Below are 21476 nucleotides of genomic sequence, written 5' to 3' on the forward strand. Positions count from 1 at the left end.
CGGATCAGAACGGGGTGTCCCCGGATCCTACCGAGAGACCGGGAGCGCCTCCGCCGACGCCCGCCGCTATCGGCGGCTCGGGCGCGGCATCACCGCGGTCATGGCCCGACGCGCCCCAGTCCCCCGCCGCGGCGCCCTCGCGCGGCGCCTCCTCGCTCCACGCGGGCTCGGCGGCGGGGGCGGGAGCAGAGGCGCGCCCGACGGTCTTCGTGAAGCTGCTGGTCCCCCAGGCGAGGTCGTGCCCGATGCCCTCGGCCGTGAGGACCACATCGGTGCCGGCCTTGCCTCCCGCCTCCCAGGCCCTCACCCCGAGCCGCCCGGTGACGAGGATCCGGTCGCCGCGCGACAGGGAGGACAGCGCATTGCCGGCCAGGCCGTTGAACGCGGTGACGGTGTACCAGTTGGTCGAGACGTCGACCCAGCGCTGCTCCGAGCGGTCGTAGCGCCGCTGCGTCGAGGCGAGCCGGAAGCTGGTCATCGCGGTGCCGCTGGAGGTGTCGATGCTCCGCGGCTCGGTGCCGATGGTCCCGATGACGGTCAGCGTGTCGGTCATGGTCGTGTCCTCTCTACTCCTGCCCCGCCACGGCTGCGACGGGCACGGCGCCCGGGCGGAGGGGGCTGGTACCGCTCGGGCGCCGCAGGGCCAGTGTCGCGACGAAGGGCCCGCCTCCGAGGTGGAGGCGGGCCCTTCTGGGGAGAGGACGAGCGGATCGTCCCCTGTGGAGGAGCGTTACGACGCCGTGATGTACCTCGAGTAGGACTTGCGGATCTTGTTCACCTTGGGCAGTGCGACCGCCATGCAGTAGCCCTGGCCCGGGTTCTTCGCGAAGAAGTCCTGGTGGTAGTCCTCGGCGGGGTAGTAGACGCCCAGCGGCGAGATCTCGGTGACGATCGGGCCGTCCCACCACTCGGACGCACGGTCGCGCGCGGTCTCGAACAGCTCCTTCTCCTCGTCGGAGGAGTAGAACATCGCCGAGCGGTACTGCGTGCCGACGTCGTTGCCCTGGCGGTTCAGCTGTCGCGGGTCGTGCAGGGTGAAGAAGACGTCGAGGACGACCTGCTCGGGGATGACCTCGGGGTCGAAGGTGACGGCGACGGCCTCGGCGTGGCCGGTGCGCCCGGAGCAGACGTCCTCGTAGTCGGGCTCGGTCGTGCGGCCGCCGGTGTAGCCGGAGACGACGTCGGTCACGCCGTCGAGGACGCGGTAGACGGCGTCCAGACACCAGAAGCATCCTCCGGCGAGTACGAATGTGCGCATTGCGTGTGACTCACTTCCTGTCGCGTCGACGCGTCCGGGGTGCCGGAGGCGTCAGTCGGTCCAACACGCTCACCGCCCCCTGCATTCCGCGGATCCGCCCCCTGCAATAGAGTCGCGCCGTGAGCTACGACGCCGCCCCCGCCCGCTACGACCGCATGGACTACCGACGCACCGGACGGAGCGGCCTGCTGCTGCCCGCCCTGTCGCTGGGCCTGTGGCACAACTTCGGATCCGACCGCTCCCTCGACACGCAGCGCGCGATCCTCCGCCGCGCGTTCGACCTGGGCGTCACCCACTTCGACCTCGCGAACAACTACGGACCGCCCTACGGCGCCGCCGAGACGGCCTTCGGCCGCATCCTCGCGGAGGACCTCCGCCCGTACCGCGACGAGATCGTCATCTCGTCCAAGGCCGGATACGACATGTGGCCCGGCCCGTACGGGGACGGCGGCTCGCGCAAGTACCTGCTCTCCTCGCTCGACCAGAGCCTGCAGCGGATCGGCGTCGACTACGTGGACGTCTTCTACTCGCACCGGCCGGACCCGGAGACTCCGATCGAGGAGACCATGGGCGCTCTCGTCTCGGCGGTGGAGTCGGGCAAGGCGCTCTACGCCGGCATCTCGAACTACTCGCCCGAGCAGACCCGGGCCGCGCAGGCGGCACTGGCGGGCAGCGGAGTGCCGCTCCTCCTGCACCAGCCCCGCTACTCGCTCTTCGACCGCGGACCCGAGGACGGCCTCTTCCCCGTGCTCGACGAGCTCGGCACCGGCTGCATCGTCTTCTCGCCGCTGGCGCAGGGGCTCCTGACGGACCGCTACCTCGACGGCACCGTGCCGGAGGGGTCCCGTGCGGCGACGTCGCGCTTCCTCTCCTCCGACCGGATCGACGAGGCCTACCTCACGCGGGCCCGCGGTCTGAACGCGATCGCGCAGCAGCGCGGCCAGTCGCTGGCCCAGCTCGCCCTGAGCTGGGTGCTCCGGGTGCCCACCGTCACGAGCGCCATCATCGGAGCGTCGAGCGTCGCGCAGCTCGAGCAGAACGTCGCCGCGCTGGACGCCGGCCCCCTCTCGCAGGAGGAGATCGACGCGATCGAGGAGTTCGCTGTGCACGGCACGACCCTGCGCTGACGCCCCGGCGGGGATGTCGGTGGTCGGCCGTAGTCTGCGACAGCACTCGGCCGGTGGGTGCTCCGAGACTCGAGCAGGAGGAACCGATGTCCCTGTCCACGCTGCACGCCACCCGCACCCCGCCGACGCTCACCCGGGTCAACGCCCGGCTGTGGCGCGTGAGCACCGGCTCGGGCGCCGTGGTCGGTCACATCGAGCTGGTCGAGGATCCGCTCGGCGAGCGGTACCGCGCCCGGCTGCTACGGGCGGGCATGCCCGCCGGCGCCGAGCTCGGCGAGTTCTGGAGCGTCGACGACGCGATCGAGGTCTTCCGCGTCGCCTGACGCGCCGATCCGCCCGGTCGGCGGCGTGCCGACCGGGCCGCGGCGACCGCCCCGGATAGCGTTCGCCCCATGCAGTGGTGGAACGAGTTCATGTCCTGGATCCGCACGAGCGACGGGCACCAGGCGGTCTTCACGGCCGCTGTGGTCCTGCTGGCCGTGGTGGTCGGAGCGATCGTGATCGCCTCCGTCTTCCGAGCGTCCATCGCGCGCCTCATCCGTCAGCAGGATCACGAGCGGAAGAACGCGGTCATCGCGACGCTCGTTGACGCCGCGGTCGACGCCTCGGCCTGGAACGTCCTCAGCAGCCCGGAGCGCGTCCTCAGCGACCGCGCGTCCGCGCAGGCCGAGACGCACCTGCGCCTCCTGCCCGTCAAGGGCTCCGGCGTCGCGGCCAACTGGGCCGCTCACGAGCTCGCCGAGCTGAAGCACACGTCGAGCACCGGCGGCTACCAGACGCAGGCGAGCGTGGGCGAGTTCCGCGACCGCCTCGTGCAGTGGCGGGACAAGCCCGGGCGCGCCCGGAAGGCCTTCCTCGCCGACCTCGAGCGCTGGCGCTTCTCGGAGACGGGTCGAGACCGCTCCGCCGAGTCCGCTCCGTCGTCCGATCGGGCCGCGAGCACCGCCGAGGCCGCTCCCCAGCGCACCGCTCCCCCGGCCGCCGCACCGACCGCCGTCGCACCGGTCGTCGTCGGCGCGGGCTCCGCCTCCGGCTCTGCAGCCCCGCAGACGCCCACGATCGTCCTCCCCGCGTCGGCCGGGGACGCCTCGCAGGAGGAGACCCGCCGCCTGCTCGCCGACGTCGACCGCCTGGAGGTGCCGTCGCGCGAGCGTCCCGTGGAGGAGCTGCCGCCCGTCGACCCGCAGCGCTCGGCTCCTGCCGCCGAGCCGCAGCCGGACGCGGAGCACGACGCGACGCCGTCGGCTCCGGCCGACGGAGACCGAGACGACGTGCCGGCCGACGACGAGGCGGTCGTCCGGGCGGACGAGGCCCGGTTCGAGCGGTCCGCCTCGGACGACGACCGAGGCCAGGAGCGCAGCTCGGTCTGAGTGCTCCCGACCACGAGAAGAAGGCCCCGATCGCGAGTGCGATCGGGGCCTTCTCCGTGGTGCGGGCGGTGCGTGTACTGACTAGCTGTGTGCATCACGTGCACGGGCGACTCGGCCGACCAGTACGGCGAGGGGCGCCGCGACGATCGTCCACGCGACGGCGATTCCACCGAGGATGGCGAGGAGCAGCATGGTCGTACCTCCGTTCGTTACGTCGTTGTAATTCCGGACACCCCAAGACTAGGTGCCTGAATGGCACTCAAACGACTTCGGGTGGGAAACACGCCGGTGTTGCCTCCGATTTGCCGGTGTGTTACTGGTGCAGCGACCGCGAGTCCTCGTCCGAGGGTCACCGGAGCGGAGGAAAACCCCGTGGGTGCCGGGCGTCACTCCTCGGAGGAGCGCAGCGCAGCCCGAGGAGAGGCCGCGACGCGGTCGAAGGACGAGCGCGAGGCGTCGTCGACGATCCCCAGGCCACCGGGGACAAGTCCTGAGACCGCGACCGGAGCGCTCCCGATCCGATGGTGCCCCCGGCAGGAATCGAACCTGCGACCAAGAGATTAGAAGGCTCCTGCTCTATCCGCTGAGCTACGGGGGCGGACTCGGACCACGATACCGAAGCGCAGGGGCCGCGCCCGCCGGGGCCTAGGCGCCCCGGACGAGTCCCAGCACTCCCACGACCAGGGAGACCACGGCGAGAGCGAGCGACACGCCGATGAGGACCGTGTGCACGCGGAGGAAGGTCGTCGCGCGGCCGTCCGCGTCGCGCGCCCGCGGGTCCTTGCGGACGCGGCGGAGGAAGGGCGGCCAGACGATCGCGTTCCACACGGCGTTGACGATGAGGAGGCAGCAGGCGAGCGTGATCACGAGGGACCAGTGTAGGACGAGCGGGACGGCCGGACCGGGTGTCGGCGGCCGCCGATAGACTGCCCCGCATGAGTAGCGCCCCCGACCGTCTTGTCTGGATCGACTGCGAGATGACGGGGCTCGACCTCTCCGTCGACGAGCTCGTCGAGATCGCCGTCGTCGTCACCGACTTCGAGCTGAACCCGCTCGACGAGGGGCTCTCCCTCGTCATCCGGCCCGACGCGACCGCGCTCGAGAACATGGGCGACTTCGTCCGGTCGATGCACGAGACCTCCGGGCTGCTGGTCGAGATCCCCTCCGGCGTCAGCGTCGCGGAGGCCGAGTACGAGGTGCTGGAGTACGTGCTGAAGCACGTCCCGGCGGAGCAGCAGGCCCCCCTCGCCGGCAACTCGATCGGCACCGACCGCGCCTTCCTCGCGAAGTTCATGCCGCGTCTCGACGGCCACCTGCACTACCGCAACGTCGACGTCAGCACGATCAAGGAGCTGGCACGGCGCTGGTTCCCGCGCATCTACTTCAACGCGCCCAAGAAGCACGGCGGACACCGCGCTCTCGCCGACATCCTCGAGAGCATCCGCGAGCTGCAGTACTACCGCCGTGCCGTGTTCGTGGAGCAGCCGGGGCCGAGCACGGCCGAGGTGCAGGCCGTGTCGGCCGCCGTCGTGGACGAGTTCGCCTCGCGGATGTAGTACTCTCGTACAGTTGCTTCGGCGGGTCACCCCGCCGGAACACGCTCCTGGTGGGTATAGCTCAGTTGGCAGAGCGCCTGGTTGTGGTCTAGGAGGTCGCGGGTTCGAGCCCCGTTACTCACCCCAGTGGCTGTGCATGCAGCGGAAGAGGCCCGGAGTTCCGACTCCGGGCCTCTTCGCACATCCGGCGACCGGCAGCGATCGCCGACGCAGAGAGGTCCCGGATGCTCGAGCTGGACGAGGACGCCTTCGAAGCCCTGGTGATCTCCGAGCTCGACGCGCTCCCGGACGACATGGTCGACGGGCTCGACAACGTCGTGTTCGTCGTGGAGGACCGGCCCGAGGACGGGACCCTGGATCTGCTCGGCTACTACGACGGCGTCGCCCTCACCGAGCGCGAGCGCTACGGCTTCGGCGAGATGCCCGACCGCATCGTGCTGTTCCGCGAGCCGCACCTCGCCGCGTGCGACGATCTGGACGCGCTGCGCGACGAGATCCACGTCACGCTCGTCCACGAGATCGCCCACTTCTACGGCATCGACGACGACCGGCTGCACGAGCTCGGCTGGGCCTGATCACCGCCGAGGGCGAGCCTCCCACCGGCATCCGCGCGTCGCCGCGCTCGGAGGGGACCCCTCAGCCGCGCACCGCTCCCCCGCCGCCCGTGTCCAGCACGAGGTCGGCGTTCTCCCGGGGCCGCTCCCGAGCGCAGTAGGAGCGGAAGTCGCGGTCCCAGGCGTCCCAGTGCGGAGCGAAGAGCTCGCCGTCGCGCTCGAGCGCGCGCACGCGCCGCACCTCGTCGTCGGCCTCGAGCCAGACCACCAGATCGGCGTGGCGGCGCGCGGCGGCGCCGGCCGATCCGCAGCCCTCGAGCACGAGAAGCGGCTCGCGGACAACGCGGCGCCCGGCCGTCGTCCCCGCGGCCCAGTTCCAGGGCCGCCAGTGCGCCGCGAGGCCGAGGCCGTGGGGGCGGACGAGCGTCCCGGCCGTCTCCCGCGACGCCCGGTCCAGGCCCGTCCAGCCGGGGTAGAGGTCGTCCATCCGCACGAGCGCGACCGACGGTGCCGCCGGCGCGAGACGGAGCTGCTCGACCAGCGCGCGCGCGAACGTCGACTTGCCGGAGCCGCTCGGTCCGTCCAGCAGCACCGTCCGACGACGCCGCGCGATCACGGAGCGGGCGAGGTCGCCCGCCGTGTGATCCGTCAGCGGCAGGATCCGCTCAGCCATGCAGGACGAAGCTCCAGGAGCCGGTGACGACGGCGGCGGTCACGGCGACGGCAGCGATCAGCACTCCGCCCGCGAGCAGCAGGAGGTCGCCGGCTCCGAGGCGCGACTGCCGCGCCCAGGTGCGCGGGACGCCGGAGCCGAAGCCCTTCGCCTCCATCGCCGTCGCGAGCCTGCTCCCCCGCCGGATGGCCAGCACGAGCAGCGAGAACGTGCGGGCCGCGAGGCTGCGGAGCGCCTCGACGGGCCCGCGGCCGTCGGCGACCCCGCGGGCGCGGCGGGCCATCGACAGGGTGCGCCAGTCGTCGACGAGCAGACCGACGAGCCGCATGCCGGCGAGAGCGCCGAGCACGAAGCGCGAGGGCAGTCGCAGGATCTGCGCGAGGCCGTCCGCCAGGTCGGTCGGGTCGGTGGTGGCGATGAGGACCACGCTCGGCAGTCCGATCGCCAGGACGCGCAGCGCGATGGCCAGCCCGAGGGCGACGGATCCCTCCGTGACCGAGACGATGAGGAACTCCGCGTAGACGGCGCCGCTGTCACGCCCGTAGAGGACAGTCGAGAGGCCGGCGAGCGGAGCCGCGATCCAGACGGGAGCCGTCCGCCGCACGAGCTCACCCGCCCGGAGCCCCGCGAAGGGCAGAACCAGCAGCTCGAGCGCCAGCGCCGTCGCCGCGGAGACCGCATCGACCGTGAGGAGGAGCGCGAACGCGATGACCAGGCTGGCGAGGAGCTTGGCGACCGGGTTGGCCCGGGCGATCCGGCTGCGCGCGGGAACGGAGTCGAGGAGCGTCATCCCGACACCGCCTCGCGGGCGCCGAGGGTGACGGCCGAGTCGGCGAGGGCGGCGACCAGCGCCTCGTCGTGGGTGACGGCGAGCACCGCCGTGCCCGCGTCGCGCTGCTCGGCGAGGAGGTCGACGAGCACCTCCCAGGTCAGGCGGTCCTGCCCGAACGTCGGCTCGTCGAGGACGAGCACGGACGGCGACCGGGTGAGGGCGGACGCGACGGCCAGGCGCCGCTTCTCGCCTCCGGAGAGGGTGAACGGGTTGGCGTCGGCGAGGTGCGCGAGGCCGAGGCGCTCCAGGAGCTCCTCCGCCCGATGCCGCTCCGCCTCGTCCCGGGCGCCCAGCGCGAGCTCGGCGCGCACGCGAGCGGTGAGGAACTGGTGCTCCGGCTCCTGGAACACCATCGCGATCCGTCCGGCGAGCTGAGCCGAGGTCCAGCGGATCGGCTCGGGGCCCGCACCGGCGCGGAGCGACTCGGAGGCGGTCACCCGCCCCGCGACCGGCGGCAGGAGACCGGCCAGCGTGAGCGCGAGGGTCGACTTCCCCGCGCCGTTGGGTCCCAGCACGGCCGTGGCCCGCGCGGAGTCGACGGCGAGCTCGAGCCCCGAGGCCACGATGGTCGAGCGGCGGCGCCCGAGGACGGGCCGGCCGATGGCGAGGTCGTGCGCGCTCAGGGCGGCGGGCGAGGGCAGCACGCTCGCCCCGCGCCGGGCGGGGGTGTCACCGGGCAGCCAGACGCCGGAGGCGCGGAGCACGTCGTGCGTTCGATCGAGGACCTCGACCGGAGCGCCGTCCGCGACGACCGCGCCGTCCCGCCCGAGCACCACGACCCGGTCGACGAGGCCGACCCACACGTCGACCCGGTGCTCGACGACGATCAGCGTCGCCCCCGTGCGGGCGGCCGTGCGCTCCACCGCCGCCCGCACCTCGCGCACGCCGTCCGGATCGAGGTTGGCGGTGGGCTCGTCGAGGAGCAGGAGCCGCGGACGCATGGCGAGCACACCCGCCAGGGCGAGCCTCTGCTTCTGCCCGCCCGAGAGCGCCGTGGTGGAGTGGTCCAGCGGCACGTCGAGCCCGACGTCGCCGAGCGCCTCCCGCACTCGCGCGGGGATCTCCTCGCGCGGCACGCCGAGGTTCTCGCAGGCGAACGCGACGTCGTCGCCGACCCGCGCCAGGACCGCCTGGGTGTCCGGATCCTGCAGCACGAGCCCCGCGACACCGCGCCGGGTGAGCGGCGCCGCTCCGTCGATCTCGAGCTCGCCGGCCGCGGAGCCGTCCTCCTCCCCGCCGAGGACGCCGGCCAGGGCGTGCAGCAGCGTGCTCTTGCCCGCACCGGAGGGGCCGAGGAGCAGCACGCGCTCCCCCGGCTCCAGCGCGAGATCGAGGCCGGAGAGGGCGTCGCGTGACCGTCCCGCATGCCGCCAGCTCCAGCCCCGCGCCCGGACGGAGGCGCCGCTCATCGAGCGCCCGCGCCGGCTCCCTCGACCGTCCGGCCCTCGCGCCCGGAGGCGAAGCGGTCCAGCGCTCCCGAGGCCGCGAGCCCCCGCACCGCGAACCAGGACAGCAGCCCGGCCAGGAGCGCGCCCGAGACGATCGAGCAGGCGACGTAGACGGTCTTGAAGAGCGCGTCGTTGACGGCGTAGTACGACAGCAGGTCGTTGATCGCGAGGGCCAGCCCGGCACCGGCACCGGCCAGCATCGCGACGAGCGGACGGCCGCTGCGGTAGAGGAAGAGCGCCAGGACGATCTCCGCGCCGAGTCCCTGCACGAGTCCGGAGATCAGCACGGTGAAGCCCCACTGGGTGCCGATCAGAGCCGACACGGCCGCGGCGACCAGCTCGGTGTAGAGCGCGGCTCCGGGCTTGCGGATGATCAGGCCGCCGAGGACGCCGGCGAAGAGCCAGCCGCCCCCGAGGAGCCCGCCGAGCCCGGGCAGGAACTCGAAGGCGAGGCCGAGGACGTTCGTCGCCAGGCCCCAGGCCCAGAAGACGATCCCGCTCGCGACGGCGACGACGCTCGCCACCACGATGTCGACGACCCGCCAGCGCAGATCGCGCCGGGCCGGGGCGGAGGAGGTGAGGTTCTGCGTGTTCGTGTTCTGCGCGTTCGTGTTCTGCGCGTTCGTGTTCTGCGCGTTCGTGTTCTGCGCGTTCGTGTTCTGCGCGTTCGTGTTCTGCGCGTTCGTGTTCTGCACTGACGTGCCCTTTCGTGGAAGCGAATGGAGGGCACGGGTTGGTAAGAGGAGATCGAAACGTTCCTTCGCTGGCATGACCCAGATCAGGTTCGACGGTCGAAGGCTGCTGCCTTCCTCTCAGCCCGGTGCACCGGACTCCCGTGTTCGTCGGCAATCATAGACGTCATGTCGTGGTCGGTGGTCGTCGTCCTGGCCGTGCTGCTGATCCTCCTGCTGCAGGCCCTGCTCTGGCAGCGCCGTGCCCGGATCCGCCGTGAGCTGCTCAGCTACGGCACGCGGGTGCCGGCGCGCGTCGTCGGGCCGGATCCGGCACGCGGCGATCGCGATTCGGCACGGGATCTGGGCCGGCTCCTGGTCGTCTACCGGACCGCCGAGGGTGTGGAGAAGCGCGCGCAGAAGTACCCGCTGAAGCGGGGGGACGCGTGGATGGCCGGAGAGCCCGCCGCGGTGATCTACGACCCCCGCCGGCCGGACGACGTCGAGCGTCTGATCGTCGGCTTCGGCCGGACGAAGAAGAAGTGGTACCCCGCGCGCCAGCAGCGCGCCAGCTGACGCGGGGCCGCTCCGGCTACTTCTTGAGGGCGCGGATGATGCGCGCGAGGGCCTTGCCGGTCACCCAGACGAAGGGGATGCCGACGGCGAGGACCGAGATCACGTTCGGCTGGAACCGCAGGCCGAGGTCGTCCTTGATGTAGGCGCCGATCGGGATGACCGTGGCGCCGCCGCCCCCGCCGCCGCCCTCCTGGCCGTCCTCGGAGCCGCTGCCTCCGCCGAAGCCGAACCAGCGGAGGGCGACGGGGACGAGCGAGACGCCGTCGACGGTGACGGGCTCGCCGTAGATCGTCGCGGTACCCGCGGTGGTGACGGTGTCGGCCAGGGAGACTGCGATGTTGGGCATGGTGCGACGGTACTCCGCGGCTCTCCGCGGCGACAAGCGGCCCGCCGGGGCGCACAGGACTCGTCCATGGACCTCCGGGGACCTGCTGCCATGATCGACGGATGTCCGCCCGCACCCGCCGCCGCCGCCCCGTGCGCTCGGCCGCGGTGGCGGTCGCGAGCCTCGTGCTCGCAGCCTTCCTCGCCTTCCACCGTGCGCTGCCCGATCCGATCGGCTGGCTGTCGGTCCTCGAGGTCGGGATCCCCTGGACGGGGCTCCTCGTGCTGCTCCTCATCGCGGCCGCGGCGGCCCTCCGGTCGCGCCGGACGGCGGCCGCGGTCACCGTGCTGGCGATGGTCTACGGCGTGCTGGTGCTGCCGGTCGCACTGCCGGCGCCGGCCGTGCGCTCCGGCTCGTTCACCGTCGTCAGCCAGAACATCGAGACGAGCGGCGACGCCGGCGGGCTCGCCGCCTCGCTCGCCGCCCGCGGCCCCGACGTGATCGCGCTGCAGGAGCTCGACGGAGACGCTGTGGACGCGGTCGACGCCGAGCTGGCCGACGAGTACCCGTACTCGTCCGTCTCGAGCACCGTCGGCGTCTGGAGCCGGACCGAGCTGACCGACGAGGAGCCGCTCGACCTCGGTCTCGGCTGGGAGCGCGCGCTCGCCGTCGACGTCGACACGCCGGTCGGCAGCGCGCGCCTGTTCGTGGTGCACCTGGCCTCGTTCCGGCCGGGCGACCACGAGGAGCGGGACACCATGCTCTCGAACCTCGCCACCGCTCTCCGAGACGACGAGTCGGAGCGGACACTGGTCATCGGCGATTTCAACACGCCGACGGACGACCACCTGTTCGCTCCGGTGCTGGCGGAGGCGGGCCTCGTCCGCACGGGCGGAGTCGGCTTCCCGGCGACCTGGCCGTCCCTGCTGCCGCTCGTCTCGCTCGACCACGCGCTCGCCGACGGCGTCAGCGCCGCGACCGTCGCGGTCCTGCCGCCGAACGGCTCCGACCACCGCCCGATCAGTCTGACGATCGGTTCCGCGTAGCGAGCGTGTCGCTGAGGTCGATCCCCTTGGCCGACTCGGGAGCCGACCGGGACAGGAGCGAGGCGGGACGCACGGCCCCGGAGCCGAAGCGGGCGGCCACGCCGTCGACCGCGAGCTCCGCGTCGCGCCAGTCGTCGGAGTCGCTCCACAGGGAGAACGCGACGTCGTCGCCCTCGACCAGCTGCTCGCCGCGCACGCCGATCAGCCGCACGGGCCGCCGCATCGGGTTGGCCGCCTCGAGGAGCGCGGAGGAGGCCTCGTAGAGGACCCGCGCCACGTCCGTCGCCTCGACGAGCGTGCGGGAGCGGGTGAGGGTGCTGAAGTCGCCGAAGCGCACCTTCACCGCGACGGTGCGGCAGCGCACTCCCGAGCGGCGCATCCGCACGGCGACCTTGTCGCAGAGCCGCAGCAGCTCACGACGGACGAGCTCGGGGTCGGCCACGTCGTCGGCGAACGTGATCTCGTGTCCGGCGCTCTTCTCGATCTGGCGGGTGTCGACCGGCCGCGGATCCACCCCGTTCGCCAGGGCGTGCAGGCGCCTCCCGGTCGCCTCGCCGAGGGCGGACACCAGCGACGGCAGCGGGGTGGTCGCGACGTCGGCGACGGTGCGCAGACCGCGGCGCAGAAGCGCCTCCTCCGTGCTTGCGCCGACTCCCCACAGCGCGCTCACGGGCAGCGGATCGAGGAACTCGCGGACGCCGTCGGCGGGGACGACCAGCAGACCGTCGGGCTTGGAGCGGCCGGAGGCGAGCTTGGCGACGAACTTGGTGCTGGCGATCCCGACCGAGCAGGTCAGCCCGAGCTCGGCGTGCACCCGGCGGCGGATCTCGGTGCCGATCGCGAACGGCGAGCCCGAGATGCGGCGGGCACCCGCGACGTCGAGGAACGCCTCGTCGATGCTCAGACGCTCGACCAGCGGCGTGAAGGAGTCGAAGATCGCCATGACGCGGCGAGAGGCCTCGCGGTAGCGCTCCATGTGCGGCTCGAGGACCACGGCCTGCGGGCAGCGGCGGAGGGCGACCGCCATGGGCATCGCCGAGTTGACGCCGTAGCGGCGCGCCTCGTAGGTCGCCGCTGTGACGACGGAGCGCGCTCCGTGGTGGCCCACGATGACCGGCCTCCCGCGCAGATCCGGTCGGTCGAGCAGCTCGACGGAGGCGAAGAACGCGTCCATGTCGATGTGCATGATGCTCGCGCGCGGATCGTCGAAGGGCTCGGTCGTGACCTGCCGCCCCGTGCCGTCCTGCTTGCTCACGCGGTGCCGTCCTGCTCGCTCACGCCGTGCCGTCCTGCCTGCTCACGCCGCTCCGTCCTGCTCGACCACACCTCCGGACATGATCGCACCCGCCACCGACATCGGCTTCCCGGCCGCTGCGCCCGGGCCGGCCGGGAATGAGCGCCGACCACTCGCGGTTGACCCGAGCACCACGACGCTCCGGAGAGACCATGACGCACGAGCAGCCCGACTCCCCCACCGCCACCGAGACCGGCCCCGGCGCCGAGATGAGCCGCTGGCTCGATCTGCAGGACCGCGCCCACCGCGCCTTCGAGCTCCGGCTGAGCGCCGTCGAGGACTGGTCGGCCCCCACGCCCGACACCGAGTGGGACACGCGCGCTCTGGTGCTGCACGTCGTCCGCGAGCAGCAGCGCGCGCACACGCTCCTCTCGGGGGGCGACGAGTCGGCGCTGCGCCTCGAGTCCGTCGCCACCGATCTGAGGAGCGAGTGGCGTCGCGTGACCGACCGCCTGCGCGACGCTGTCCGCACCGTCGACCCGGCGGCGACCGTGCAGCTGGGGCGCGACACCGTCAGCGCCGTCGAGCTGCTGCAGGAGCAGACGGCCGATGTGACCGTCCACGCCTGGGACCTCGCCCGCGCGACCGGCAGCGACGAGCGGCTGGACGAGGAGCTCGTCGCAGCGGTCTGGGAGCTCTTCGCACCCCAGGAGGAGACCCTGCGCGCGAGCGGCCTCTACGCCGCGCCCGTGCCGGTCGACGACGCCGCCTCCCCCCAGAGCCGCCTGCTCGCCATCACCGGACGCGACGACCGCCTCGCCGCCTGACTGCCCGGTGCCCGAACGCCGTCAAGGCCTGGGGGCGCCCAGGGACGCCGCGGCAGGATGGAGGGGACCACGAACACGGGGCGACCCGCCCCGACGAGGAGAGGAACGTCCATGACACGCATCGCCGTCATCGGAGCCCACGGCAAGGTGGGGCAGCAGATCCTGCACCTGCTCTACGACGCCGGCCACGAGTCGGTCGGAGTGATCCGCAACCCCGATCACGCCGAGGACATCGTCCGGCTGGGCGGCGAGCCGCTCGTGCACGACCTCGAGGACACGACGCCCGAGGCCTTCGCCGAGGCGCTGGGCCACGTCGACGGCATGGTCTTCACCGCCGGAGCCGGACCCGACTCGGGCCCGGAGCGCAAGCGCACCGTCGACCTGGGGGCGTCCGTCCTCAGCCAGAAGGCCGCCGCGATCGTCGGGGTCCAGCACTTCGTGCAGGTCAGCGCGATCGGTGTGGACGAGCCGCTCCCCGAGGACACGGAGGAGGGCTGGAAGGCCTACGTCGAGGCCAAGCGCGACGCCGACGCGGCACTGCGCGACTCCGGCCTCGACTACACGATCCTCCGCCCGGGCGGGCTGACGGACGACGAGGGCACCGGCACGATCACGCTCGGCACCTCCGTGGAGAAGGGGAGCATCCCGCGAGCGGACGTCGCCGCGACGGTGATCGCCGCCCTGGCGCAGCCGACCTCCATCGCGAAGACGTGGGAGATCGTCTCCGGTCCCACCCCGATCGAGGACGCGGTGGCTCAGGGAGCCTGAGCCCCGGCACCTCCTCCTAGAGTGGGGCGGGTGAGCACCCACCCGCCCCGCCCCTGGATCCGCAGCTACGCGCCCGGCGTGCCGACGGAGCTCGAGCCCCCGACCGGCTCGCTCGTCGACATCGTCACCGAGTCGGCCGAGCGCTATCCCCACCAGGTCGCGCTCGAGTTCTTCGGCCGTTCGACCAGCTACTCCCAGCTCGCCGACGAGGTGGAGCGGGCCGCCGAGGGCCTCCGCCGCCTGGGCGTCCGCGCGGGCGATCCGGTCGCCCTCGTGCTCCCGAACTGCCCGCAGCACGTCGTCGCCTTCTACGCCGTCCTCCGGCTCGGCGCCGTGGTGGTCGAGCACAACCCGCTCTACACCCCGCGCGAGCTGCGCCACCAGTTCGAGGACCACGGTGCTCGTGTCGCGATCGCCTGGAACCGCGTCGTGCCGACGGTGCAGGACCTCCCGGCCGACCTCGGCGTCGAGACCGTCGTCGCCGTCGACCTCACCCGCGCGATGCCCGCCTCGATGCGCGCAGCCCTCCGCCTGCCGCTGAAGAAGGCCCGGGAGTCGCGCGCCGCGCTGACCGGGCCGGTCCGCGGCGCGATCGAGTGGGAGTCGCTGCTGAGGCGACGGATCGACCCGGCGCACCCGCGCCCGGTCGCGGAGGACCTCGCCGTCATCCAGTACACGAGCGGGACGACCGGCACGCCCAAGGGCGCCGAGCTGACCCACGCGAACCTGACGGCGAACGCCGCCCAGTCGCGCGCCTGGGTGCCGACGGTCCGCCGCGGCGACTGCGTGGTCTACGCGGTGCTCCCCATGTTCCACGCCTACGGGCTGACGCTCTGCCTCACCTTCGCGATGAGCATGGGCGCGCGCCTGGTGCTGTTCCCGAAGTTCGACCCGGAGCTGGTGCTGAAGGTCGTCAAGAAGCACCCCGCCACCTTCCTCCCGGCCGTTCCGCCGATCGCGGAGCGCCTGGCGCGCAGCGCGCAGCAGCGGGGCGTCTCCCTCCGCGGCATCGAGATCGCCATCTCGGGTGCGATGCCGCTCGACCCGGCGCTGGTCGAGTCGTTCGAGGCGCTGACCGGAGGCACGCTCGTCGAGGGCTACGGCCTCTCGGAGACCTCTCCGGTCCTGATGGCCAATCCGGTCGGTCCGACGCGACGCGCCGGGACGGTCGGGCTCCCGCTTCCCGGCACCGACGTGCGGATCGTCGATCCCGAGGATCCCGACACGGAGGTGGCGACCGGCGAGCAGGGCGAGCTGGTCGTGCGCGGTCCGCAGGTGTTCCGGGGCTACCACCGCAAGCCCGACGAGACGGCGGCGACCTTCACCGGTGACGGCTGGTTCCGCACCGGCGATATCGCGACGATCGACGAGGACGGCTTCGTGCGCATCGTCGACCGGATCAAGGAGCTCGTGATCACGGGCGGCTTCAACGTCTCGCCGTCCGAGGTGGAGGAGGTGCTGCTCCGCCTGCCCGAGATCAAGGAGGTGGCGGTGGTCGGCCTGCCCGATCCGCGCAGCGGCGAGTCCGTGGCGGCGGCGGTCGTCCTGGAGCCGGGCGCGCAACTCGACGTCGCAGCCGCCCGCAAGGCCGTCCGGGAGGCGCTGACCCCCTACAAGGTGCCCAAGCGGATCACCGTCGTCGACGAGCTGCCGCGGAGCATGATCGGCAAGGTCCTCCGCCGCCAGGTGAAGGCGATGCTGACCGACGAGGACTAGCCCGGAACGAGCAAGGGCCCCCGACCACTGTCCGTGATCGGGGGCCCTCTGCAACGGGGCTAGAAGCCGAAGTCGCCGCCTCCGAAGTCGCCGCCCCCGCCGAAGTCGCCTCCGCCACCGAAGTCGCCGCCGCCGGAGTCGCCCCAGCCGCCGCCGTCTCCGGCGTCCGCACCGGAGGCGTCCGCACCTCCCGCATCCGCTCCACCGTCGGCCGAGGCGTCTCCCCCGCCGTCACCGCCGGCGTAGTCGCCTGCCCCGTCGGGGAGGAACGCGCCCGCGATGGCCGAGCCGATCGCGAACCCGGCGATCGTGCCGAGCATCGAGGAGGCGAGGACGCCGCCGAAGCCCATGCCTCCGCCGCCGGAGAAGCGCCGCTCCATGAATCCGGGCTGGCGCAGCTCGCTCCGCGTGGCGGACTGGGCGAGCGTGCGGGGGTCGTCGTCCTTCGGCGCGTCGCCGACAGGGGCCCCCTCGCTGAGCTCTCGGAAGACCTGCTGACGTTGCTCCGGGGTCAGCTGCTCGAAGGCCTCGCGGTGCACCTGCTCGATCGCCTCGGGCGGCGCGGTGCGGAGGAGGTAGCGGTAGCGCTCGATGGCACGCTCATCGTCGGTGCGCGGAGACGTCGCCGGAGGGGAGCCGTACTCGGGCCTGCGGTCCGCGGCCTGCGGCGGCGCGTACGTCGAGCGGCGTGCGCTCTCAGGCTGCTCGTCGCGGCCCAGCAGTCGGTCCAGGAATCCCATGATCTCCTCCTCGGCGCCCGACGGACGCACACCGCCACCGTAGGCCTCTCACCGCTCCGGGTGCTGAGCGTTCTCTCAGAGGCTGCTCGGAGCGGGGGCCTCGGTCATTTCTGCTTCGGGATGACCACCCACATCACGAGGTAGGCGATGATCTGCGGCCCCGGGAGGAGGCACGAGAGCACGAACAGGAGACGCACCACGAAGGGGCTCCAGCCGAATCGGCGGGCGAGACCGGCACAGACGCCGGCGATGATCCTGCCCCGACGGGGGCGCACGAGAGTAGCCATGACTCCACTCTGGCGCAGGGCGCCTGAGCGGGGCATCCGGGAAACCCCCTAGGTCTGCGCGGGAGTCCCGTCGAGCTCCTCGGGCCGGAACGCTCCGACCGAGCGGGCGAAGGCGGCCGCGCGCTCGGCGTCGGCCTCCGGCCAGACCACGTGGAACCGCTCGAAGACCACGTCGCCGAGGCGGCCCGGTGAGACGCGGGCGAAGTAGCGGCGGTGGCCGTCGAGCCAGGAGGCGCGCGTGCGGTCCCCCTCGCCCTCGACCCAGGCGAACGCGTCGTCGACGGAGTCGAGCGGACCGGTCCGCACCTCGTCCGTCACGAGGACGACACGCGCCGCTCCCGCGCCGTCGCAGACGATCCAGTGGTCGCCCGCGACGGGCGCCCCCTCCTCCGCGAGGGACGCCGTGGCCGTCTTCACTCCGCGCCGCACGAGACCCAGCAGCTCGTCCGCCATCGCCGTGCTGTCGCCGAACGCCTCGACCGGCGGGAGCGCCTCGTCGACTCCCGGATGCGCGGAGCGGTACTCCGCCCAGAGGAGCGCCGCCGAGGCGGCGTCGGTGTCGGGGAGGGCCGTGCGCTCCGGCGCGACGGGCACGAGCGCCACGATGTTCGCCCCGGCCAGAGAGGCGGGATCGTCGGGGTGGTTGTCGGGCGTGGTGACCGTGTCGAAGGGCCAGTGCTGCTGGAGCCAGCGGCGCGCGTAGGCGTCGAGCTCCTCCTCGAGCCGCGAGCCCCGGACGGCGGGGACGACCCACCAGGAGGCCTCGGCGGAGTCGCCGCCGCCGGGCCGGACGCTCAGAGCGCCCAGCGCCTCGGTGCGGTCCGGGCCGACGAGCAGGAACGCGTGCGCTCTGCCCGCACGCGACTCCTCCTCGAGGCGCAGGAGACCCCGCACGTCATCGCCGAGGGACGCCGACGGCAGGGCGGCCGGATCGTCCCCGCGGAGGAGAGCCGCGAGCCACGGTCTCTGCTCGCCGATCACCGCGTGCAGGAGGTCCGCGTCGCTGGAGACGAGAGGACGCAGGAGGGCGCCCGCCGGCAGCTCGAGCCGCGCGGGAAGGGGCGCGTCGCCGGTTCCACCGCTCATGACCGCACCTCCCCGCGCACCGGCTCAGCCGGCCGCGCGCTCCAGGACGAGCTCGCGGACGCGGGCGGCGTCGGCCTGCCCCTTCATGGCCTTCATCACGGCACCGATCACGGCACCGGCGGCCTGCACCTTGCCGTCGCGGATCTTCGCGAGCACGTCGGGCTGCGAGGCCAGTGCCGCGTCGATCGCCTCGATGAGCGCTCCGTCGTCCGAGACGACCGCGAGTCCACGGGTGTCGACGACCTCCTGCGGGGTGCCCTCTCCGGCGATGACGCCCTGGAGGACCTCCCGGGCGAGGCGGTCGGTCAGCGTGCCGCTCTCGATCAGACCGGCGAGCTCGGCGACCTGGGCCGGGGTGACCAGGGAGGCCGGGTCCTCGCCCGCCGCGTTCGCGAGGCGCGCGATCTCCCCGGTCCACCACTTGCGGGCCGCCTGCGGAGCGGCTCCCGCGGAGACGGTCTCGGTGATCTCGACCAGCAGGCCGCTGTTGGCGACGTCCTGGAACTCGAGGTCGGTGAAGCCCCACTCCTGCTTGAGGCGGCGACGGCGGTCGGCAGGCTTCTCGGGGAGCGCGGCGCGCAGCTCCTCGATCAACTCCGGGCTCGGCACGACCGGGAGCAGGTCGGGCTCCGGGAAGTAGCGGTAGTCGTCGGCGTCGCTCTTGGGCCGGCCCGCGGAGGTGCGGCCGGTGTCCTCGTGCCAGTGGCGCGTCTCCTGCGTGATCGTGCCGCCCGCGGCGAGGATCGCCGCCTGGCGCTGGATCTCGTAGCGGACGGCGCGCTCGACCGAGCGGAGCGAGTTGACGTTCTTGGTCTCGGTGCGGGTGCCGAGCTTCTCCTGGCCGATCGGGCGGAGCGAGACGTTCGCGTCGCAGCGCAGGTTGCCGCGCTCCATCTTGGCGTCCGAGATGCCGAGCGCCAGCACGATGTCGCGGATCGTCGCGACGTAGGCCTTCGCGTACTCAGGCGCGCTCTTCCCCGCGCCGTAGATGGGCTTCGTGACGATCTCGACGAGCGGGACCCCCGCGCGGTTGTAGTCCACGAGCGAGTACTCGGCGCCCTGGATGCGGCCGGTGGCGCCGCCGACGTGCGTGAGCTTGCCGGCGTCCTCCTCCATGTGCGCGCGCTCGATCGGGATCTGCACGAGCGAGCCGTCGGCCAACTCGATCTCGACCGAGCCCTCGAAGGCGATCGGCTCGTCGAACTGCGAGATCTGGTAGTTCTTCGCCAGATCCGGATAGAAGTAGTTCTTGCGCGCGAAGCGGCTGGACGGGGCGATCGAGCAGCCCAGGGCGAGGCCGAGGCTGATCGAGTAGCGGACGGCCTGCTCGTTCACGACCGGCAGCGAGCCCGGGAGGCCGAGGTCGACCGGGGTCACGTTCGTGTTGGGCTCGGACCCGAACTCGTTCGGCGCGTCCGAGAACATCTTGGTCTTCGTGTTGAGCTCGACGTGCACCTCGAAGCCGAGCACCGGCTCGAAGGTCTCGAAGACCTCGTCGTAGTCCATCAGCTCGGGAGCGGACGTGTGCGCGGAGGCCATCAGACGGCACCTTCCTCGGTCGCGGAGAGCACGGAGTGGGTCAGGTCGGGGGCCTGCGCGAGGAGCGGGCGGCCCCACTTCTCCTCGAGCAGCGCCTCGAGCGCGGCGCCCACGGTGTAGAGGCGCACGTCCTCCCGGGCGGGAGCGAGGAACTGGATGCCGACGGGCAGCCCGTCCTCGTCGGCGAGGCCGGCGGGGACGGAGATGCCGGGGATGCCGGCCAGGTTCGCCGGGATGGTCGCGACGTCGCCGCGGTACATCGCCAGCGGGTCGTCGAGCTTCTCGCCGAGGCGGTAGGCGGTCGTCGGCGCCGTCGGCGAGGCGATCACGTCGACGTTGGCGAAGGCCGCGTCGAAGTCCCGCTGCACCAGGGTCCGGACCTTCTGCGCGCTGCCGTAGTAGGCGTCGTAGTAGCCGGCCGAGAGCGCGTAGGTGCCGAGGATGATCCGGCGCTTGACCTCGGGGCCGAAGCCCTGCTCGCGGGTCGCGGACATGACCTGCTCGACCGTGCCGCCGCCCTCCGGCGTGACGCGGAGGCCGAACCGGACCGAGTCGAACTTGGCGAGGTTGCTGGAGGCCTCCGCGGGGAGGATCAGGTAGTAGGCGGCGACCGCGTGCTCGACGCTCGGGAGGCTCACCTCGACGACCTCGGCTCCGGCGCCCTGCAGGATCTCGAGCGCCTCGTGGAAGCGCGCCAGCACGCCGGGCTGGAAGCCCTCGCCGCCGTCGAGCTCCTTGACCACGCCGATCCGGAGGCCCGTCACGTCGGCGCGGCGCACCGCGTCGGCGAAGGAGGGCCAGGAGTCGCGCAGCGACGTCGAGTCGCGCGGGTCGTGGCCCGCGATGACGTCGTGCAGCAGCGCGGAGTCGAGGACCGTCCGGGAGACGGGGCCGATCTGGTCGAGGCTCGAGGCGAGCGCGATCGCTCCGTAGCGGGACACGCCGCCGTAGGTCGGCTTCACGCCGACGGTGCCGGTCACGTGCGCGGGCTGGCGGATCGATCCCCCGGTGTCCGAGCCGAGAGCCAGGGGCGCCTCGTAGCTCGCGACGGCCGCGGCGGATCCGCCGCCGGAGCCGCCGGGGATGCGGTCGAGGTCCCACGGGTTGTGGGTGGGGCCGTAGGCGCTGCGCTCGGTGGTCGAGCCCATCGCGAACTCGTCCATGTTGGTCTTGCCGATCGGGACCAGCCCGGCCTCGCGGACCTTGCGCATGACGGTCGCGTCGTAGGGCGGGCGCCAGCCCTCGAGGATGCGGGAGCCGCTCGTGGTCGGCATGTCGTTCGTGACGATGACGTCCTTGACCGCGAGAGGCACTCCGGCGAGGGGGTGCAGCGACTCGCCGTCGGCCCGCCGGCGGTCGATCGCCTCGGCGGACGCGACCGCGCCCTCGCGCGCGACGTGGAGGAAGGCGTGGACCGCTCCGTCGACCGCATCGATGCGCTCGAGGTGGGCGCGGGTGGCCTCGACCGAGGAGACCGAGCCGTCGGCCAGCTTCTCGGAGAGGGCGGACGCGCTGAGGCGGACGAGCTCGTCGCCGTGCGCGCTCACTGCTCCTCCCCCAGGATCGCGGAGACCTGGAAGCGGCTGCCGTCGTGCTCGGGCGCGCCGGAGAGGGCCTGCTCGAGCGTGAGGGTCTCGCCGACCACGTCGGGCCGGAAGACGTTCTCGAGCGGGATCGGGTGGCTGGTCGCCGGCACCTCGGGCGTGGCGACGGCCTGGACCGCGCGCACGGAGTCGACGATCTGGCCGAGCTCCCTGGTGAGGCTCCCGATCTCGTCGGAAGTGAGGTCGATCCTGGCCAGCTGGGCCAGATGGGCGACCGTGTCGGCCGTGATCTCGGACAT

Annotated in this window: 25 protein-coding genes, 2 tRNA genes and 1 riboswitch; of the genes, 11 read left to right on the plus strand and 16 right to left on the minus strand. The window is 72.8% G+C overall.

Annotated features, from left to right (window positions below; translation table 11 throughout):
- Positions 1–4: 4 nt before the first annotated feature.
- Both C5C59_RS06070 and msrA read right to left on the minus strand, forming a co-directional pair.
- Complete coding sequence (locus C5C59_RS06070) at positions 5–553, minus strand: single-stranded DNA-binding protein (protein ID WP_104238547.1); 549 nt, start codon at positions 551–553, stop codon at positions 5–7.
- Between the two features lie 177 nt (positions 554–730).
- On the minus strand, positions 731–1258 hold the full coding sequence (gene msrA / locus C5C59_RS06080; protein WP_104223713.1) for a peptide-methionine (S)-S-oxide reductase MsrA: 528 nt from the start codon (positions 1256–1258) through the stop codon (positions 731–733).
- Between the two features lie 119 nt (positions 1259–1377).
- Here msrA and C5C59_RS06085 point away from each other — a divergent pair, with 119 nt between their 5' ends.
- The 3 genes from C5C59_RS06085 to C5C59_RS06095 all read left to right on the plus strand — a co-directional run bounded on the left by C5C59_RS06085 (position 1378) and on the right by C5C59_RS06095 (position 3755).
- Entirely contained in the window at positions 1378–2385 is a 1008-nt protein-coding gene (locus C5C59_RS06085; protein WP_104223714.1) for an aldo/keto reductase, read from the plus strand.
- 86 nt (positions 2386–2471) lie between these two features.
- A complete protein-coding gene (locus C5C59_RS06090) occupies positions 2472–2708 on the plus strand; it encodes a hypothetical protein (protein WP_104223715.1) in 237 nt (78 codons plus the stop codon).
- A gap of 69 nt (positions 2709–2777) precedes the next feature.
- Entirely contained in the window at positions 2778–3755 is a 978-nt protein-coding gene (locus C5C59_RS06095; RefSeq protein WP_104238546.1) for a hypothetical protein, read from the plus strand.
- Between the two features lie 522 nt (positions 3756–4277).
- On the opposite strand, the gene C5C59_RS06100 is transcribed toward C5C59_RS06095, so the two are convergent.
- Together C5C59_RS06100 and C5C59_RS06105 are read right to left on the minus strand one after the other, a co-directional pair.
- Positions 4278–4353, minus strand: a tRNA-Arg gene (locus C5C59_RS06100).
- Positions 4354–4400: 47 nt separating this feature from the next.
- Positions 4401–4622, minus strand: a complete 222-nt coding sequence (locus C5C59_RS06105; RefSeq protein ID WP_104223717.1) for an SCO4848 family membrane protein — start codon at positions 4620–4622, stop codon at positions 4401–4403.
- Positions 4623–4690: 68 nt separating this feature from the next.
- Here C5C59_RS06105 and orn point away from each other — a divergent pair, with 68 nt between their 5' ends.
- The 3 genes from orn to C5C59_RS06120 all read left to right on the plus strand — a co-directional run bounded on the left by orn (position 4691) and on the right by C5C59_RS06120 (position 5886).
- The gene (gene orn, locus C5C59_RS06110; protein WP_104223718.1) at positions 4691–5311 is read left to right on the plus strand and encodes an oligoribonuclease; all 621 of its coding nucleotides are present in this window, start codon (positions 4691–4693) and stop codon (positions 5309–5311) included.
- A gap of 50 nt (positions 5312–5361) precedes the next feature.
- A tRNA-His gene (locus tag C5C59_RS06115) sits at positions 5362–5437 on the plus strand.
- A 98-nt stretch (positions 5438–5535) separates the two neighbouring features.
- Entirely contained in the window at positions 5536–5886 is a 351-nt protein-coding gene (locus tag C5C59_RS06120) for a metallopeptidase family protein (protein WP_104223719.1), read from the plus strand.
- Between the two features lie 61 nt (positions 5887–5947).
- Here C5C59_RS06120 and C5C59_RS06125 read toward each other — a convergent pair whose 3' ends face one another.
- The 4 genes from C5C59_RS06125 to C5C59_RS06140 are packed head-to-tail and all read right to left on the minus strand — an operon-like array spanning position 5948 to position 9369.
- Positions 5948–6538, minus strand: a complete 591-nt coding sequence (locus C5C59_RS06125) for an ATP-binding protein (protein WP_219812448.1) — start codon at positions 6536–6538, stop codon at positions 5948–5950.
- Positions 6531–7328 carry an energy-coupling factor transporter transmembrane protein EcfT gene (locus tag C5C59_RS06130; RefSeq protein WP_104223720.1) on the minus strand — a complete coding sequence of 266 codons (798 nt, stop codon included), beginning with the start codon at positions 7326–7328 and terminating at the stop codon, positions 6531–6533. Before C5C59_RS06130 ends, C5C59_RS06125 begins: the two co-directional genes overlap by 8 nt.
- Complete coding sequence (locus C5C59_RS06135) at positions 7325–8779, minus strand: ABC transporter ATP-binding protein (protein ID WP_104238545.1); 1455 nt, start codon at positions 8777–8779, stop codon at positions 7325–7327. Before C5C59_RS06135 ends, C5C59_RS06130 begins: the two co-directional genes overlap by 4 nt.
- A complete protein-coding gene (locus C5C59_RS06140; protein ID WP_104238565.1) occupies positions 8776–9369 on the minus strand; it encodes an ECF transporter S component in 594 nt (197 codons plus the stop codon). The genes C5C59_RS06135 and C5C59_RS06140 overlap by 4 nt, the downstream gene beginning before the upstream one ends.
- Positions 9370–9556: 187 nt before the next feature.
- Positions 9557–9664: riboswitch (TPP riboswitch) on the minus strand.
- Between the two features lie 14 nt (positions 9665–9678).
- Between C5C59_RS06140 and C5C59_RS06145 the strand changes: the two genes are divergently transcribed.
- Positions 9679–10065 carry a DUF3592 domain-containing protein gene (locus C5C59_RS06145; protein ID WP_104238544.1) on the plus strand — a complete coding sequence of 129 codons (387 nt, stop codon included), beginning with the start codon at positions 9679–9681 and terminating at the stop codon, positions 10063–10065.
- Positions 10066–10081: 16 nt separating this feature from the next.
- Here C5C59_RS06145 and C5C59_RS06150 read toward each other — a convergent pair whose 3' ends face one another.
- Positions 10082–10411: a hypothetical protein gene (locus tag C5C59_RS06150; RefSeq protein ID WP_104223724.1), complete on the minus strand. Its 330-nt coding sequence runs from the start codon at positions 10409–10411 to the stop codon at positions 10082–10084.
- 101 nt (positions 10412–10512) lie between these two features.
- Here C5C59_RS06150 and C5C59_RS06155 point away from each other — a divergent pair, with 101 nt between their 5' ends.
- Entirely contained in the window at positions 10513–11436 is a 924-nt protein-coding gene (locus tag C5C59_RS06155; RefSeq protein WP_104238543.1) for an endonuclease/exonuclease/phosphatase family protein, read from the plus strand.
- On the opposite strand, the gene dinB is transcribed toward C5C59_RS06155, so the two are convergent.
- Positions 11411–12691, minus strand: coding sequence for a DNA polymerase IV (dinB, locus tag C5C59_RS06160; RefSeq protein WP_104226745.1), 1281 nt, complete (start codon positions 12689–12691; stop codon positions 11411–11413). The two genes, C5C59_RS06155 and dinB, sit on opposite strands and share 26 nt — an antisense overlap.
- A 191-nt stretch (positions 12692–12882) precedes the next feature.
- Between dinB and C5C59_RS06165 the strand changes: the two genes are divergently transcribed.
- From C5C59_RS06165 to C5C59_RS06175, 3 genes are all read left to right on the plus strand, one after another.
- Entirely contained in the window at positions 12883–13497 is a 615-nt protein-coding gene (locus tag C5C59_RS06165) for a TIGR03086 family metal-binding protein (protein WP_258062619.1), read from the plus strand.
- A gap of 111 nt (positions 13498–13608) precedes the next feature.
- On the plus strand, positions 13609–14265 hold the full coding sequence (locus C5C59_RS06170) for an SDR family oxidoreductase (RefSeq protein ID WP_104223727.1): 657 nt from the start codon (positions 13609–13611) through the stop codon (positions 14263–14265).
- A gap of 30 nt (positions 14266–14295) precedes the next feature.
- Positions 14296–15981: a long-chain-fatty-acid--CoA ligase gene (locus C5C59_RS06175; protein ID WP_104251244.1), complete on the plus strand. Its 1686-nt coding sequence runs from the start codon at positions 14296–14298 to the stop codon at positions 15979–15981.
- A gap of 59 nt (positions 15982–16040) precedes the next feature.
- Here C5C59_RS06175 and C5C59_RS06180 read toward each other — a convergent pair whose 3' ends face one another.
- The 6 genes from C5C59_RS06180 to gatC form a co-directional block, all read right to left on the minus strand.
- Complete coding sequence (locus C5C59_RS06180; RefSeq protein ID WP_104239408.1) at positions 16041–16721, minus strand: hypothetical protein; 681 nt, start codon at positions 16719–16721, stop codon at positions 16041–16043.
- Between the two features lie 104 nt (positions 16722–16825).
- Positions 16826–17008: a PspC domain-containing protein gene (locus tag C5C59_RS06185; RefSeq protein WP_104223873.1), complete on the minus strand. Its 183-nt coding sequence runs from the start codon at positions 17006–17008 to the stop codon at positions 16826–16828.
- Positions 17009–17056: 48 nt separating this feature from the next.
- A complete protein-coding gene (locus tag C5C59_RS17195; protein ID WP_104239400.1) occupies positions 17057–18094 on the minus strand; it encodes an ASCH domain-containing protein in 1038 nt (345 codons plus the stop codon).
- A 24-nt stretch (positions 18095–18118) separates the two neighbouring features.
- Positions 18119–19633 (minus strand): Asp-tRNA(Asn)/Glu-tRNA(Gln) amidotransferase subunit GatB, encoded by a 1515-nt coding sequence (gene gatB / locus C5C59_RS06195; RefSeq protein ID WP_104239401.1) that lies wholly within the window; start codon positions 19631–19633, stop codon positions 18119–18121.
- Complete coding sequence (gene gatA, locus C5C59_RS06200) at positions 19633–21180, minus strand: Asp-tRNA(Asn)/Glu-tRNA(Gln) amidotransferase subunit GatA (RefSeq protein WP_104239402.1); 1548 nt, start codon at positions 21178–21180, stop codon at positions 19633–19635. The genes gatB and gatA overlap by 1 nt, the downstream gene beginning before the upstream one ends.
- Positions 21177–21476, minus strand: a complete 300-nt coding sequence (gene gatC, locus C5C59_RS06205; RefSeq protein WP_104226848.1) for an Asp-tRNA(Asn)/Glu-tRNA(Gln) amidotransferase subunit GatC — start codon at positions 21474–21476, stop codon at positions 21177–21179. The genes gatA and gatC overlap by 4 nt, the downstream gene beginning before the upstream one ends.

The organism is Rathayibacter sp. AY1F4 (genome assembly GCF_002931775.1).
Lineage (GTDB): Bacteria > Actinomycetota > Actinomycetes > Actinomycetales > Microbacteriaceae > Rathayibacter.

Bases quoted from the DNA above. Each gene is read 5' to 3' on its own strand.
- C5C59_RS06070 (WP_104238547.1), bottom strand. From the start codon at position 553: ATGACCGACACGCTGACCGTCATCGGGACCATCGGCACCGAGCCGCGG.
- msrA (WP_104223713.1), bottom strand. From the start codon at position 1,258: ATGCGCACATTCGTACTCGCCGGAGGATGCTTCTGGTGTCTGGACGCC.
- C5C59_RS06090 (WP_104223715.1), top strand. From the start codon at position 2,472: ATGTCCCTGTCCACGCTGCACGCCACCCGCACCCCGCCGACGCTCACC.
- C5C59_RS06095 (WP_104238546.1), top strand. From the start codon at position 2,778: ATGCAGTGGTGGAACGAGTTCATGTCCTGGATCCGCACGAGCGACGGG.
- orn (WP_104223718.1), top strand. From the start codon at position 4,691: ATGAGTAGCGCCCCCGACCGTCTTGTCTGGATCGACTGCGAGATGACG.
- C5C59_RS06120 (WP_104223719.1), top strand. From the start codon at position 5,536: ATGCTCGAGCTGGACGAGGACGCCTTCGAAGCCCTGGTGATCTCCGAG.
- C5C59_RS06125 (WP_219812448.1), bottom strand. From the start codon at position 6,538: ATGGCTGAGCGGATCCTGCCGCTGACGGATCACACGGCGGGCGACCTC.
- C5C59_RS06130 (WP_104223720.1), bottom strand. From the start codon at position 7,328: ATGACGCTCCTCGACTCCGTTCCCGCGCGCAGCCGGATCGCCCGGGCC.
- C5C59_RS06135 (WP_104238545.1), bottom strand. From the start codon at position 8,779: ATGAGCGGCGCCTCCGTCCGGGCGCGGGGCTGGAGCTGGCGGCATGCG.
- C5C59_RS06145 (WP_104238544.1), top strand. From the start codon at position 9,679: ATGTCGTGGTCGGTGGTCGTCGTCCTGGCCGTGCTGCTGATCCTCCTG.
- C5C59_RS06150 (WP_104223724.1), bottom strand. From the start codon at position 10,411: ATGCCCAACATCGCAGTCTCCCTGGCCGACACCGTCACCACCGCGGGT.
- C5C59_RS06155 (WP_104238543.1), top strand. From the start codon at position 10,513: ATGTCCGCCCGCACCCGCCGCCGCCGCCCCGTGCGCTCGGCCGCGGTG.
- C5C59_RS06165 (WP_258062619.1), top strand. From the start codon at position 12,883: ATGACGCACGAGCAGCCCGACTCCCCCACCGCCACCGAGACCGGCCCC.
- C5C59_RS06170 (WP_104223727.1), top strand. From the start codon at position 13,609: ATGACACGCATCGCCGTCATCGGAGCCCACGGCAAGGTGGGGCAGCAG.
- C5C59_RS06180 (WP_104239408.1), bottom strand. From the start codon at position 16,721: ATGGGATTCCTGGACCGACTGCTGGGCCGCGACGAGCAGCCTGAGAGC.
- C5C59_RS06185 (WP_104223873.1), bottom strand. From the start codon at position 17,008: ATGGCTACTCTCGTGCGCCCCCGTCGGGGCAGGATCATCGCCGGCGTC.
- C5C59_RS17195 (WP_104239400.1), bottom strand. From the start codon at position 18,094: ATGAGCGGTGGAACCGGCGACGCGCCCCTTCCCGCGCGGCTCGAGCTG.
- gatB (WP_104239401.1), bottom strand. From the start codon at position 19,633: ATGGCCTCCGCGCACACGTCCGCTCCCGAGCTGATGGACTACGACGAG.
- gatC (WP_104226848.1), bottom strand. From the start codon at position 21,476: ATGTCCGAGATCACGGCCGACACGGTCGCCCATCTGGCCCAGCTGGCC.